Source organism: Desulfitibacter alkalitolerans DSM 16504 (assembly GCF_000620305.1).
In the GTDB taxonomy this organism is placed as follows: domain Bacteria; phylum Bacillota; class DSM-16504; order Desulfitibacterales; family Desulfitibacteraceae; genus Desulfitibacter; species Desulfitibacter alkalitolerans.
Genome location: NZ_KK211102.1, coordinates 144,259 through 158,253 on the forward strand (window position 1 = coordinate 144,259; position 13,995 = coordinate 158,253).

Below are 13,995 nucleotides of genomic sequence, written 5' to 3' on the forward strand. Positions count from 1 at the left end.
TCAAAAACAGGACGGAGTTTTGATCTTATTTCACTGATTTGATATATTGTTTGTTCCATATTCTCACCACTTTGCGTTATTATATATTTATTATAGCCGCAATAAATAACTTTTACAAATTATACCAGCAAGTAAGTCTATCAGCCATATTTTGCAAAGTGAGATGTCTATTTTTAACCTCCCTATTTTTTAAACACAAATAAATATTCATGTGCTAATAATAAGAAATTGTATTTGGTACTTTTATTTCTCCAATAACATGTTGAAGTACAATTGTGTTGTTCCTTAATGATTATTTCTTTGATTTTTAATCCTATAGCTTCAAATACCTTCATAACTTCAAACCCTATTGGAACAATATGTCCCTTTTTACGAGTATCACCTATTAAAATGGCACAATATTTATCTTCTTTCAATATCCGATAACATTCAGCAGCTACCTTCTTCATTTCTTTTAAAAAATCTCCTACTTCGTAACATGAAAGATCCCCAATAATATCGTTGCTGTATTTGATTATATTTGCATAGGGTGGATGGGTACAAATGAAATCAATACTTTTATCGTTGATAAAGCTTAAATCCCTTGCATCACCTCGTTTGATAGTAACATGTCCGCAATTTTCACGTTCAAAGTCAGTATTTTCACGACATAATTCTATAGAAACAGCATTAATATCAACGCCTATGCAGTTACGATTAAGTAGTTTTGCTTCGATGAGGGTGGTACCGCTACCAGCAAATTGATCTAAGATTGTGTCACCTTCCTTAGAGTATCGCAAAATCAGATTTCTTGGTATATATGGTGACCAATTTCCACGGTATTTACTGTTATGTGTAGCCCAATTACCTCTATCGGGAAAACTCCAAACTGTATTTGTCTGCAACTCAAACTTATCAGGTTCCCATTTTAGCTTTTTATTACTTGTCATACTCTATAATCCTTTTCTTTTAATAAAGATATTATCAAATATGCCTTTTCCAATAATTGTAGTGTGAAAACTCATTTGCAACAGATTTAACGTTGCAAGTCTAAAATCCAATTTATCCAACTAGCAACAGTGGAAGCCCTTCTATAAAATGTACTTTCTGCCTCAACCTGAAAAAGATTACATTCCCTCATAATATTTACTATTTCGCTTCTTGCAGGCATCTCACTGTGTTGCAAGTAAAGTCTCAATGTTTCCGCAAATACTCTATGTTTTAAAATTGCTTCTACAAATTTTAGCTGCCTTATCTTGTATTTGGAACGGACGATTCTTTGTCCTTCATCAGTTAATGAAAATATAATTTCGGCTTTATCTCTATACTTATTTATTAAACCTAAGTAGCGACCTGCATCAGTATAGTAATTGGTTTGACGAGGGTCAAAGGCATAATTTAGAGTAATATCGTCCCTTTTCATGTCACCTTGGGATAGCAATTCACAAAGGTTTATTATTCTTTTAAAGCTATCAGCCTGCGGGAATGCTACCTCTGGCTCTTCAACATAATGCACTCGGTTCAAGACCATCACTATCTCATCTAATGTAAGATCTACTGCTTCGATGCTGTAATTCTTCTGTTTTACTAACACTAATGAGTTATAATTGTCGGGATCTTGAAATTCATACTCATAGAGATTAAAAATACCATTTGTATATACTAAAAACACTGGTGTTATTTTCTTTGAAACCTTATTGCGCCAAAGTCTATAAGGGTAATATAACTGTCTTATTATAAAATCGTCTGATATAAAATTCTTAGCTTCTATAAGAGCAAGCTGTTTTATACCTTCAAAACCGCCATCAATTTCCAACTGCGAATTGACTACATTGACCGTCATTTTAGAATTGGAAGTAATATTTCTTATGTTAAAGGAAAAACTGTCTGAGCTCATTCTTCCACTTACAGTTGGTAGGAGTTCTTCATCCTCCAAAAAGTCTGCTATTATGTTGGAAACAAAAGCGCAGTTTATGGCCATAGCCTCGCTAGTTATGTTTTCATAATCAATGCTTTCAATATATTCGGGAAATGTCGCTCTTATAACCTCATCATTCAGCTGATCAAATTCCTCGTATGCTTCAAACTTTGAAATAATATAGCTGCCACGTGTAACTGGTAAAATGGATAGATTATTGTCAGAAAACAACTTAGGAAGGTTTATGCGGTGGTCAAATTTAGTCATTAACCTTGCCTCTCTAAATTCATTGATTTGGTTGGCTGAGATTTCAAAATATCCGCTATGGTCTATTTGCTCTAATATATTATGTTTGCTAAACAGTTGAAGCCATGCTCTATCGTTTTTTGTTATCTCACTACTATTACTCAAAATTCATCACCAACACTTCATCAATTTCGCCCCGCTTGTCAGCCTTAGAATTAATAACCCTTTTGGCTTGTATTATCTCGATTTTATAGTCCTTATACAGGTCTTTAATAAAATCTGTAGCTGAATTTGAAAGCAAAAATTTTATGCCTTTTTCGTTTAATTTATCACATGCATTTTTAAGTCGTATTTGTTCACTTTGGTCAAACCCGCCCTTGTCATATCCAGTGAAACTAGCACTATCTGAAACCGGATCATACGGTGGGTCAAGATAGACAAATGCTCCTTTTCTCGCCCCTTTTAGGGCTTCATTAAAATCTTTACATGTGAAAGTAATCTGAGCTTTATTGAAATAGCTACTGACAGCCTTTAAGGTATATTCATTTACAATGTTGGGATTCTTGTAGTTACCAAAAGGTGTATTGAACTGTCCTGCCTTATTAACCCTAAACAGCCCATTATAGCATGTCTTATTCAGGTATATTAACCTAGAGGCTCTTTGAATTGGCGTAAGATGATTATAATATTCTTTATTCCGATCTAGTTCTCTTAATTCATAAAAGTAAGTCTCATCGTTTCTATGCTGCTTTAGATCATCTATTAATTCATTTACATTGTTTTTTATTACTTCATAAAGATTAATTAACTCAGCATTTATATCATTTACAACGGCTGTTTTTGGCTGCAGTTCAAATAAAACAGCACCACCGCCCAAAAATGGTTCATAGTAGGTTGAAAAGCTTTTAGGAATATATTTTACTATTTGATTTATAATCTGTCGTTTTCCACCTACCCATTTTACCACAGGTGTAACTAATTTATTAATTGCCATTTTAAATAATCCCTCTACTTTCAAGTAACAAATACTATTTTATAAAAAAGCAACTATAAAACGATTCAATGGCATTATATACCAAATCATTAATAAAATCAATAATAAATGCGAATATATGTTCGCATGCATTTGGTATAATTTTAAGTTTTGTAAACATGCTGATTTCACTATTTTCTAAATATAATACTCCTCCAGGGCATCAGCATTCTTTATAACAATTGTTCTGCCTTTTATTTCTACAAGACCTTCCTTGCTGAACTTTGATAAAATCCTGCTCATGGTTTCTCTTGTAGTACCTACTAAATTAGCCATATCCTGACGAGTAATGTTTTTACAGAGAACTATGCCATCCTTTGTTTTGCTGCCGTGGTTTTTTGCAAGGGCAGATAACACTCTAATGGTTCTTTCAATAGCATCATTGCTTCCGAGTTCCCTAACCCTTTGCTGTACTTCCTTAAGCTTTTTAGCCATGGCACGCAAAAGTTCCACAGCTAGCTGGGGATTTTCTGAAATAAGCCTCTCTAAATCTCTATTTCGAATAGAACCAATTTCACCTTCTTCTATTACCTCTACCGAGGCAGGATAGGGTATATTCTTTTGGAACAAAATAACCTCAGCAAATATATCTCCAGGATTAAGTATGTTTATTATAATTTCTTTGCCGCCCTCAGAGGTTTTAAAGATCTTTACCTTGCCAGATTTCACAAAATGGATTGCTTCCCCTGGGTCCCCTTCAAAGAAAATAATATCATTCTTGGCATATTTTTTGATAATTGTAAGCTCAGCAATTTTTTCAATTAAGTGCCCTTCTAATTCTGAGAAAACAGGAATTTTTCTTATAATATTGCTGTCAGGTTTCATATATCCTCCACCTTGTAATGGTAATTAAAGGTTCTATCGCTTATTGTATCATATAAATCTGCCATGTTAAAAACTTCTTCATTATTATTTTTTTCAGTGCATAAAACAAAATTGTAATAAAAATCCCCTTACAGCGGACAGATTTTATTATTTAACCTGTCTACCTTAAGGGGACATATCAGCTTATTACAAGGGAATTAACTCTTAAATTATTATCTAAGATTTTCAGGATTATCCAAGCATGGCTGCCAGGTCTTCCTGTGGGTTTCCTGTTAATTTAATGTTAAAATTATCCTGAAGGACTTTTACAACATTTGGAGTTAAGAATTCAGGTGGATTTGGTCCCAGGTAAATATTTTTCACCCCAAGACTTAGCAAACCTAACAGGATTGCAACTGCTTTTTGCTCGAACCATGACAATACTATACTTAGGGGCAGGTCATTTACAGAGCAGTCAAAGGCTTCAGCTAAGGCCACGGCAATTTTTACTGCCGAGCCAGAGTTGTTGCACTGGCCCAGGTCGATATATCTTGGAATTCCATCAATTGTTCCAAAGTCATGATCATTGAAGCGGTACTTTCCACAGGAAGTTGTGATGATTACACAATCATCTGGTACAGAAAGGGCAAGCTCTCTATAGTAGTCTCCGCCCTTGCCAGGCTTGTCGCAACCAGCAATTACAAAGAAGCGTTTTATTTTCCCTGCCTTTACAGCATCAATAATCTGTGGTGCAATTGAAAGTACTGTTTCGTGGTGGAAGCCGGTTGACAGGGTCTTATCTGATTGCATATTTGCTTCCGGCAGTGAAAGTGCCTTTTCAATTACTGGAGTAAAATCCTCACCTTTAATCTTTTGAACCCCTTCAAGTCCTGTAACTCCATAGGTGAAGAAACGGTCTGCATAGCTGCCCTTAATTGGCATTACACAGTTTGTTGTTGCAAGAATTGCACCAGGAAATTCTTCAAAAAGCCTTCTCTGGTCAAACCAGGCTTTACCAATATTGCCCTTTAGGTGCTTGTATTTCTTTAACTGGGGATAGCCGTGGGCAGGCAGCATTTCTGAGTGAGTATATACATTTACACCTTTTCCTTCAGACTGCTTAAGAAGATTTTCTAGAGCAGCCAGATTATGACCGGTTACAATAATGGCCTTGCCCTCTACCTTGTCATTTGTCACTGTTACAGGTTCTGGCACCCCAAGCCTTTCCACATGGGCCCTGTCAAGCAGGTCCATTACTTTTACTGTTGCTGATCCTACCTTTAAAACCATTTCCACATGTTCCCCAAGATTGAAGTTTGAGTTTGTAAGTGTAGCGTAAAGGGCCTCCTGGGTAATTGCATCAACCTCTGGATCAGTGTAGCCCATTTCTCTGGCGTGGGTTGCATAGGCTGCAATACCTTTTAATCCAAAGATTATTGTATCCTGCAGACTTGAAATATCTTCATTCTTGCCGCATACACCAATTTTTGTACAACCTCCCTTGGGGGTTTGTGAGCATTGATAGCAGAACATTTTCAGGTCCTCTTTTTGAACTTCCTTTTCATTCTTAAACAAACCAAACATTTAATGTACCTCCTTGATAATTGTTTTTAACTTTAGGTACATTGTAACTGTACTGCATGATTGTTTCTGTGATATATATCACCTATGTACAAAATCCTTGAAATAAAAAATAAACACCTTCTCCCCAGGTGTTTAAATCCTGCTCTTATCTGTAGTTGGTAAACTGCAGCTCTAATTTATAATCCTGTTCTTTTAAAAAACTTATCACTGCCTGCAGATCATCCCTGCTCTTGCCTGAAACACGAACCTGGTCATCCATTATTTGGCCCTGAACCTTGAGTTTAAGATTCTTAATGTCCTTAACTATCTGCTTGGCAGTTTCTGTTTCAATACCCTGCTTGAGTTTGATAAGCTGGCGGACTGTTCCGCCACTTGCTTCCTCAACCTTGCCGTATTCTAAATTCTTAATTGGGACCTGCCTGCGTATAAGCTTTGATTGGAGGATATCAATAACACTTCTAAGCTTAAAGTCATCATCTGCAATGACTTTAAGATTTCCATCCTCCAGACTCACCTGGGACTTGCTGTTTTTAAAGTCATACCTCTGGGAAATTTCTTTATTTGTTTGGTTAATAGCGTTGTCAACCTCCTGCATATTTATCCTTGAAACAACGTCGAAGGATTCGGCTTTAGCCATAATCACCACTCCTCATCATTAAAATGTACAATTTACAAAGGTTTAATGTAATAACATCCATATCTTATCTGAAGTCATCCTTATTGTAAAGCCTGGTGAGTCTATTTTATGTTTTGCAGTCTAATTAGGCCGGTTTCAAAAAGAAAAAAGACTTAGATCCATTAATCTAAGCTAATTTGCTGGCAGCTCAAGAATAAACATATTGTTAATTGTGTATATTAGCAGCCATGTAATAAATAAACATCTGGGCCGTCTTCAGATTAGTGGCTACAGGAAGGTTATGCACATCACAGACTCTCAAAAGGGCTGTAATGTCAGGTTCATGGGGCTGGGCCGTCAATGGATCTCTTAAGAAGATAATCATGTCAATTTTACCCTCAGCTACCATGGCTCCTATCTGCTGATCTCCCCCTAGTGGACCAGATAAGCATCTCTTAACCTTTAATCCAGTGGACCATTCTATCATTTGACCAGTAGTTCCGGTGGCTATTAGTTCACACTTTTCTAGTAGGCTCTTGTTGTCTCTTACAAATTGTATAAGTTCATCCTTTTTCTTATCATGGGCAATTAATCCAACTCTCATGTACATCACCCCACTTATATATTAATTCAACTGTTTTGATTTGTAAAATATTTAAAATATAGCAACCAATTTTAAAAGGGGACGTTTCTGTCCCCTTTGTTTACATTATCAGGAGTATAAGTTACGCAAGGCAAATTTCATTTTACGGATTTAAATCCTTTCTTTCCCCTGTCACTAAAAAGATGACACTTTCACAAATGTTTGTAGCATAATCACCTATTCTTTCCAGGGAACTGCTGATAAACAACAAATAGGTAGCCTGGGTAATAGTTTTTGGGTTTTCCATCATTATAACTAATAACTCTCTAAAAATCTGATTGTGCAGCTTATCAACCTGATCATCGTCCTGAGATATTTCTTCAGCCAGCTCTACATCCTGGGCTACATAACTATCCAGTGATTTTTTTACCATCCTTTTTGCAAACTCGGCCATCCTGGGAATATCTATAAGGGGCTTAATAAGGGGCTCTGTGCCAATCCTTTTCACCGTCTTGGCTATGTCGCAGGCATGATCAGCCATGCGCTCTAAGTCTTTAATGACATTAAAGGTAATGCCAATCAACCTTAAATCCTTGCCCATTGGCTGTTGAGTTGCTATAAGCTTCATACATCTGTCTTCAATTTCCAGATCTAGTTTATTAACTATTTTATCCTTTTGCAAAACAGCATCTGCAAGGTCTAAATCCTGTTTTACCAGTGACTTGATGGCTTCTGTAATCATTTCCTCAACCAAGCTGCCCATTTTACAAATTTCTTTTTGCAACTCCTCTAAGGACTGTTGAAAATTTGCTCTTATCACTCTTCTCACTCTCCCTAATGGATTCATAAAATAAACATATTCACACTCAAGCTTCAAAATTAGCTTTAGTAATAACCTCTAACTAAATCTACCGGTAATATAATCATTAGTTTTCTGTTCTTTAGGCCTTGTAAAAATGACTTCAGTCTCACCTTCTTCAATTACTTCACCACTTAAAAAAAATGCTGTTCTATCAGAAACACGGGCTGCTTGCTGCATATTATGAGTTACAATTATTATATTATAGTTTTCTTTTAATTTATGAATCAATTCTTCGATTTTAAGTGTTGATATTGGATCTAGAGCCGAGGTTGGTTCATCCATTAGTAAAACTTCTGGTTCCATGGCCAGTGCTCTCGCTATACATAATCTCTGCTGCTGCCCCCCAGATAAACTCAGCCCCGGAGCATGCAGCCTGTCTTTTACTTCATCCCACAAGGCAGCCTGCTTCAAACTTCTTTCTACCAGATGGTAAAGCTTGTCTTTTAACTTAAGCCCCTGCATCTTAGGCCCAAAGGCTACATTTTCAAAAATTGATTTGGGAAAAGGGTTGGGCTTTTGAAATACCATGCCTACTTTAGAACGCAAATCAATTAAACTTGTTTCACTGGAAAAAATATTCTTACCATCAATATATACGCTTCCACAAATTTTTACATCAGGAACTAGATCTATCATTCTGTTGAGAACCTTAATAAAAGTAGATTTTCCACAGCCTGATGGGCCAATTATTGCAGTTACATTTTTCCTTCGAATATTCATATTAATGTTCTTCAAAGCATGATTATTTCCATACCATAAATTTAATTCTTCTATAACATAAATGGGGCTGTTATTCTCCACTTTATTCACCTCGTCTTGTTAACCAAATCTTCCAGTAATATAATCTTCAGTTTTCTTTTGTTTTGGATTAGTAAAAATTAATTCAGTAGGCCCCGTTTCTATTACTTCACCATTTAAAAAGAAGGAGGTAGTGTCTGACACACGGGCTGCTTGCTCCATATTATGAGTTACTATAACTATTGTATAATCTTCTTTTAAATTAGTAACTAATTCTTCAATTTTAAGTGTAGCTATTGGATCAAGGGCTGATGTTGGTTCATCCATAAGGACTATGTCAGGCTCTACAGCCAGTACACGTGCAATACAAAGTCTTTGCTGCTGTCCCCCTGAAAGGCTCAGGGCCGAATCCTTCAAGCGGTCCTTTACTTCATCCCATAAAACAGCTTTTTTTAAGCTCTTCTCCATGATTTCATTTAATTTTTTTTTATCTTTAACACCATGGCATCTTGGTCCATAGATTACATTTTCATAAATACTCATGGGAAAAGGATTAGGCTTTTGGAATACCATTCCGATTCTTTTGCGAAGTTCAACAACATCAATTTCCTTGTCATATATATTAATATTATCAATTAAAACCTTGCCTTGTATAGTAACTCCCGAAATCAGGTCATTCATTCGGTTTAAAGTTCTTATAAAGGTTGATTTGCCACATCCCGATGGTCCAATTAAAGCAGACACCTGATTGCTGGGTAATTGGAGGGATACATTGCTTAATGCCTTTAGACTTCCATAGTATAAATTTAGTCCTTCTACTTCAATTTTGGTTTGCATCACTTATGCCCTCCTAAGAGATTTTTTTCATGAACCTCTTTAACAAAAATGTTGATGTGGCATTAATTATAATAACCACAAATATTAGCACAGCTCCCGTACCAAAAGCCATATCCATTGCACCAGTCTCCATGGCCACCATATATAAATGCAGCGATAATGTTCTGCTGCCATCAAATATGGAGTGGGGAAGAAGTAAGGTTCCGCCTAGAGTTAAAAGAAAAGCTGCAGTTTCGCCTATAACCCTTCCAATTGAAAGAATTAATCCTGTTAAAATACCGGGAAAGGCCGTTGGCAGAACAACCCTTTGTATGGTCTGCCATCTAGTTGTACCTAGTGCCAGACTTCCTTCCCTTAGAATAGCTGGTACAGCCTTCAAGGCTTCCTCTGAAGAGCGAACTATTGTGGGCAGTATCATGGTTACACCTGTTAGAGCCCCTGATATTATTGACCAGCCTCCCGTAATGGGTTTTAAAAGAATTACAAAAAAAGCAAAACCAAACAGCCCAAAAACTATTGATGGTATACCTGCAAGTGCTTCAGTGGCAAATCTAATACTGTTAGTTATTGGACCTTCCCTGGTATACTCGTTCAGGTAAATAGCAGCACCCACACCAATGGGAGTAGCAACAATCATTGTTGTAAAAACCAAATAAACGGTACCTATGATGGCAGGAAAAATACCCCCTTCAGAACCCATTTTTCTAGGATGAGCTGTTAGAAACTCTATGCTTATCATACTTAGTCCCCTGCTTAGTACATAAAAAATTATTAGACCAAGTATCAAAACAGTCATAAAAGCTGCAACACTTAAAATACCATAGGCAATGGCCTGCTGTTTTTCAACTTTCCTCATGCTCTATTAAACCCCCTTTTGGCAATAAGAGTAGTTATCACATTTAAAAACATAATAAAAACAAATAAGACAATGCCTGTTGCAAAAAGGGCTTGTTGATGCTCAGGGCCAGCATATCCCATTTCTAATGCTATATTGCCAGTTAGTGTCCTAACGGGAGCAAATAGTCCCTTCCAGCTTAATTCAGGTATTAGTGTAGTGTTGCCGGCAATCATAATAACCGCCATTGTTTCACCAAGAGCTCTGCCGGTACCCAATATTACTGATGTAACAATTCCAGATTTAGCCGCTGGCAGAATAACATTATAGATAGTCTGCCACTTGGATGCCCCTAAAGCTAAAGCCCCTTCTTTATACTCTTTGGGGACAGATCTAATAGCATCCTCTGAAATATTTATTACAGTAGGCAAAATCATAATTGCAAGGATAATTCCTGCACCCAGTACTGAGTAACCCGTTTGATAAGTTGCCGGCAAATACTCACCAAGAGGCCCCCTGGAAATATCAGCAATAATACTTCTTATGGCCACCATCCCAAAAAGACCATAGACCACAGATGGAATTCCAGCCAACAGCTCAACAGCAGGTCTTACTATTTTAGATATCTGCTGGGGTGATATTTCCGCTAAAAAAATAGCCACAGAAATACCCAATGGTGCACCAATAAATATAGCAAAAAAAGTCACAAAAATAGTTCCGACTACCATGGAAAATATCCCATATACTTGATTTGTAGGATTCCACTGTTTCCCGAATACTACTTCGGAAACACCATAATTCTTGAAAATAGGCAGTCCTTCCTTAAAAACAAAAAAAGCAATTAGCATTACACTTAACACTGCAGTAAAAGCGGCCAAAAATAAAAAAAACTTAACTACTTTTTCTCTTGTGGTATGTTTCATTCTGTTCATACACTCCCCATGCAGTTAATACAGCACACACTAATTGTATTGAGGCTTTGTTAATACAAAGTTATATTAAGGTTAATTTTAGGTTAATTTCAGATGAAGAAGTCAAGTCTATTTAAACAAGAAAAGGATGAATTAAAAGTATTCATCCTTTCCCCTCTATAAAGACTATTTTTAGTAATAATCTCTTATTATTTTACTGGCACTAAACCACTTTCTGTCACAACTTTTTGGCCTTCATCACTTAAAACAAAATCTACAAAGGCTTGGGCAACTTCACTTAATTGGGCATCTTTTTTAACTACATAGTTAAAGGGACGGGCAACTGGGTATTTTTGTGCCTTTACCATTTCTACTGTTGGTTCTACTCCATCTACCATTAAAGTTTTGATACTATTGTTAATGCCGCCTAATGATATATAGCCAATTGCATTTACATCATTTGAAACTGCTTCTCTAACAGCACCTGTTGAATTTTGAATTATAGCTGTACTCACAAACTCATTTTTATCTCCAACAACTATCTCATGAAAAGCACCACGTGTACCAGAGCCTTCTTCCCTGTTAACCACCACTATACTGGCATCTGCTCCGCCAACCTCGCTCCAGTTAGTTATTTCTCCTCTAAAAATCTTTTGTATGTCTTCAAAGGGCAAATCATTTACAGGGTTCTCTGGATGAACAATTACTGCTATGCCATCTATTGCAATTACTATTCCTGTCACACCAATCTCATCAGCTTTTAATTCTCTAGAAGCTGCTCCAATATCTGCTGCTCCAGATTCTGCTGCTCTAACACCAGCTCCTGATCCACCACCAGATACCTCTATTCTAACTCCAGAATTTATGGCCATAAAGGCATTTGCCAATTCTTCAGATATAGGCTGTACAGAAGTTGAACCTGCAATTTTAACAGTACCACTTAATGCTGGTGTTTCTGGTTTGGGATCTTCTTTAGGTGTTCCTGAATCCTGATTGCCTTGTCCGCATCCTGCTGCAAAAAGTGCTGCCATTAATAATACTGCTGCTACAAGTAATACTAAGCTTTTTGATCTAAAACCTGTTTTCATAATAAACCTCCTCGTATCATCTCTTCGTTTCAAATTCAGTTTAATTATATAAGGTTCTGGTTAACTAAAGATTATGTAAAAGTAAATTTTAGATTAAAATAGAGCTCCTGTACTTAGGTATACTATTTTGTCAAAGTCTAAATTGTTCTACACTTTTTTCCACATTTACTGCCAGACCCTTTAGATTCTCGGCAGCTTCATGAACTAACCCAATTACTCTAGTTTGCTCTGCCATTATATTGGCGGCACTATTGGACGCCATGGATACTTGTTCAGAATTATTAGAGGAGTTTTCCAGGTTGCTTACCATTGCATGGGACATGGTTTGCATTTCATTTGTGGCTGACACTACTTTTTCTAAATCATCATTGATATTATTAATGGATCCCCTAATCCTTTTAAACTTTTCATGGGTTTCTAAAACTATTTTCTTCCCTTTTTCAGTTTCATTTACTGTATTATTCATAAAAATTCCAGCTTTTTCTGTATAATTCCCAACATACTTGGCTAGCTCAGCAATTTCAAGGGAGGAACGATTGGTATCTTCAGTAAGCTTTCTAACTTCTTCTGCCACTACTGCAAAGCCCAGACCATGTTTGCCAGCCCTTGCAGCTTCTATAGCTGCATTTAAGGATAACAAAGCAGTAAACTCGGCTATTTCTTTAATCCCATCAGTAATTTCAGTGATTTTTTGAGAACGTTTTCCTAGCTCTTCAATTATAATAGAGGTTTCATTAACAATCTCTGAAATGTTGATTATTTGCTGGCCCATTGCATCCATGGAGCTTATGCCTAACTCTGCATCAGTATTTACTTGAGTGGTAGCCATTTTCATGCGCATAATGTCTTCAGACAATTTTTCTACTACCAGATTAAAGGTTTTAGCAGCATTTGCAATTTCGTTAGTATTAACAGTTTGCTGTTGATTAGCTGCGGCAACTTCTCCCACATTTACTAAGCACTGCCTACTATTTTCCAATACTTCATTTGTTGCAGCTGTGAGCGAGCTAGATGCATCTTTAACATCTGCCGCAACCACCTTGGTTTGTCCCACAACATGTGCCAATTTATTAACCATGCTTTCAAACTTGTTTGCTAGCTTGCCTACCTCATCTTTTCTATGTGACAGGCCAGTATTAGCTGTCAAATAGCCCTGCTCAACCTGCTCCATATTAGAAATTATTTTGTCAATAGGCCTAAAAATATGTCTGGCTAACATTAATATTACTAAAATGCTTATCAACAAGGCGACCATACCAGTATAAAGCAGCTTTTTACTTTGTTCTGCAAGCATCTGGTCTAATTGTTCCATGGGTATGCCTACTGACCACATGCCTATAATTTCCCCATTTTTTTCCCTGATTGGCCAAAACCCTGTCAAATACACCTGTTCATTAATGTGCACCATGCCTATATATTCTTTGCCTTGCTGCAAAACCTGCTCCTCTACATAAGCATCAGTAATATCTCCAATACCTCTCTCTCCACTTTCGTTGCGAGCAGTTGTAATAATACTTTTGTTCCCTTGATAGACTGTTACTAGATCTCCAGTCAAGATTGCCAGCCGGTCTACTATGTCAATGTTATTATTTATCTTAATGTTTGCCTTGTACATTTCTCCATCTTTGATATACCACTGCCCAGGAAATGTTCTGTCTAATATTTCTCTTGTAACAAAAATGTCATAATGCAGTTTCTTATATGTAGCCTCTATTACACCGTCTTTTATCACCTTGCCGGAAACCATACCGCTTGCTATTAAAACACATATAATTAAAATCATTGTTGCTGAGGTAAGCTTAGTTTTTAAAGAAATTGTCAAAGATTATCAACTCCCAATAAAATATAATGTTTTGAATTACGGCTTTATATTTTAAAATTTTACATAAAAAACTTTAAGTTTAGCTTAAATTCCTATTAAATAACAAAAAAGATCTAGAAGTTTTTTGCCAATACCAAAC

General features: G+C 36.5%; 14 protein-coding genes. All 14 read right to left on the minus strand.

From position 1 onward, the window contains the following. Nucleotides 1–182: 182 nt before the first annotated feature. The 14 genes from K364_RS0114940 to K364_RS0115005 all read right to left on the minus strand — a co-directional run bounded on the left by K364_RS0114940 (nucleotide 183) and on the right by K364_RS0115005 (nucleotide 13,856). Nucleotides 183–929 (minus strand): TRM11 family SAM-dependent methyltransferase, encoded by a 747-nt coding sequence (locus K364_RS0114940; RefSeq protein ID WP_028308685.1) that lies wholly within the window; start codon nucleotides 927–929, stop codon nucleotides 183–185. 86 nt (nucleotides 930–1,015) lie between these two features. Continuing rightward, nucleotides 1,016–2,308: a type II restriction enzyme gene (locus K364_RS0114945; protein WP_242841718.1), complete on the minus strand. Its 1,293-nt coding sequence runs from the start codon at nucleotides 2,306–2,308 to the stop codon at nucleotides 1,016–1,018. Further along, a complete protein-coding gene (locus K364_RS0114950; RefSeq protein ID WP_028308687.1) occupies nucleotides 2,301–3,137 on the minus strand; it encodes a DNA adenine methylase in 837 nt (278 codons plus the stop codon). The genes K364_RS0114945 and K364_RS0114950 overlap by 8 nt, the downstream gene beginning before the upstream one ends. 177 nt (nucleotides 3,138–3,314) lie before the next feature. Then, the gene (locus K364_RS0114955) at nucleotides 3,315–4,001 is read right to left on the minus strand and encodes a Crp/Fnr family transcriptional regulator (RefSeq protein ID WP_028308688.1); all 687 of its coding nucleotides are present in this window, start codon (nucleotides 3,999–4,001) and stop codon (nucleotides 3,315–3,317) included. A 231-nt stretch (nucleotides 4,002–4,232) separates the two neighbouring features. Continuing rightward, nucleotides 4,233–5,564, minus strand: coding sequence for a hydroxylamine reductase (gene hcp, locus K364_RS0114960; RefSeq protein WP_028308689.1), 1,332 nt, complete (start codon nucleotides 5,562–5,564; stop codon nucleotides 4,233–4,235). 145 nt (nucleotides 5,565–5,709) lie between these two features. Next, nucleotides 5,710–6,201, minus strand: coding sequence for a YajQ family cyclic di-GMP-binding protein (locus tag K364_RS0114965; RefSeq protein ID WP_028308690.1), 492 nt, complete (start codon nucleotides 6,199–6,201; stop codon nucleotides 5,710–5,712). Nucleotides 6,202–6,406: 205 nt separating this feature from the next. Continuing rightward, nucleotides 6,407–6,784, minus strand: a complete 378-nt coding sequence (locus K364_RS0114970) for a methylglyoxal synthase (RefSeq protein ID WP_028308691.1) — start codon at nucleotides 6,782–6,784, stop codon at nucleotides 6,407–6,409. A gap of 142 nt (nucleotides 6,785–6,926) precedes the next feature. Beyond that, nucleotides 6,927–7,583: a phosphate signaling complex protein PhoU gene (phoU, locus tag K364_RS0114975; RefSeq protein WP_028308692.1), complete on the minus strand. Its 657-nt coding sequence runs from the start codon at nucleotides 7,581–7,583 to the stop codon at nucleotides 6,927–6,929. Nucleotides 7,584–7,661: 78 nt separating this feature from the next. Next, nucleotides 7,662–8,408 carry a phosphate ABC transporter ATP-binding protein PstB gene (gene pstB / locus K364_RS0114980; RefSeq protein WP_277995604.1) on the minus strand — a complete coding sequence of 249 codons (747 nt, stop codon included), beginning with the start codon at nucleotides 8,406–8,408 and terminating at the stop codon, nucleotides 7,662–7,664. Nucleotides 8,409–8,444: 36 nt separating this feature from the next. Beyond that, complete coding sequence (gene pstB, locus K364_RS0114985) at nucleotides 8,445–9,200, minus strand: phosphate ABC transporter ATP-binding protein PstB (RefSeq protein ID WP_028308694.1); 756 nt, start codon at nucleotides 9,198–9,200, stop codon at nucleotides 8,445–8,447. A gap of 13 nt (nucleotides 9,201–9,213) precedes the next feature. Continuing rightward, nucleotides 9,214–10,056 carry a phosphate ABC transporter permease PstA gene (gene pstA, locus K364_RS0114990; RefSeq protein WP_028308695.1) on the minus strand — a complete coding sequence of 281 codons (843 nt, stop codon included), beginning with the start codon at nucleotides 10,054–10,056 and terminating at the stop codon, nucleotides 9,214–9,216. After that, the gene (gene pstC / locus K364_RS0114995) at nucleotides 10,053–10,967 is read right to left on the minus strand and encodes a phosphate ABC transporter permease subunit PstC (RefSeq protein ID WP_028308696.1); all 915 of its coding nucleotides are present in this window, start codon (nucleotides 10,965–10,967) and stop codon (nucleotides 10,053–10,055) included. The genes pstA and pstC overlap by 4 nt, the downstream gene beginning before the upstream one ends. A 188-nt stretch (nucleotides 10,968–11,155) precedes the next feature. Next, the gene (locus K364_RS0115000; RefSeq protein WP_028308697.1) at nucleotides 11,156–12,034 is read right to left on the minus strand and encodes a phosphate ABC transporter substrate-binding protein; all 879 of its coding nucleotides are present in this window, start codon (nucleotides 12,032–12,034) and stop codon (nucleotides 11,156–11,158) included. 130 nt (nucleotides 12,035–12,164) lie between these two features. Further along, the gene (locus tag K364_RS0115005) at nucleotides 12,165–13,856 is read right to left on the minus strand and encodes a methyl-accepting chemotaxis protein (RefSeq protein WP_028308698.1); all 1,692 of its coding nucleotides are present in this window, start codon (nucleotides 13,854–13,856) and stop codon (nucleotides 12,165–12,167) included. Nucleotides 13,857–13,995: the final 139 nt, after the last annotated feature.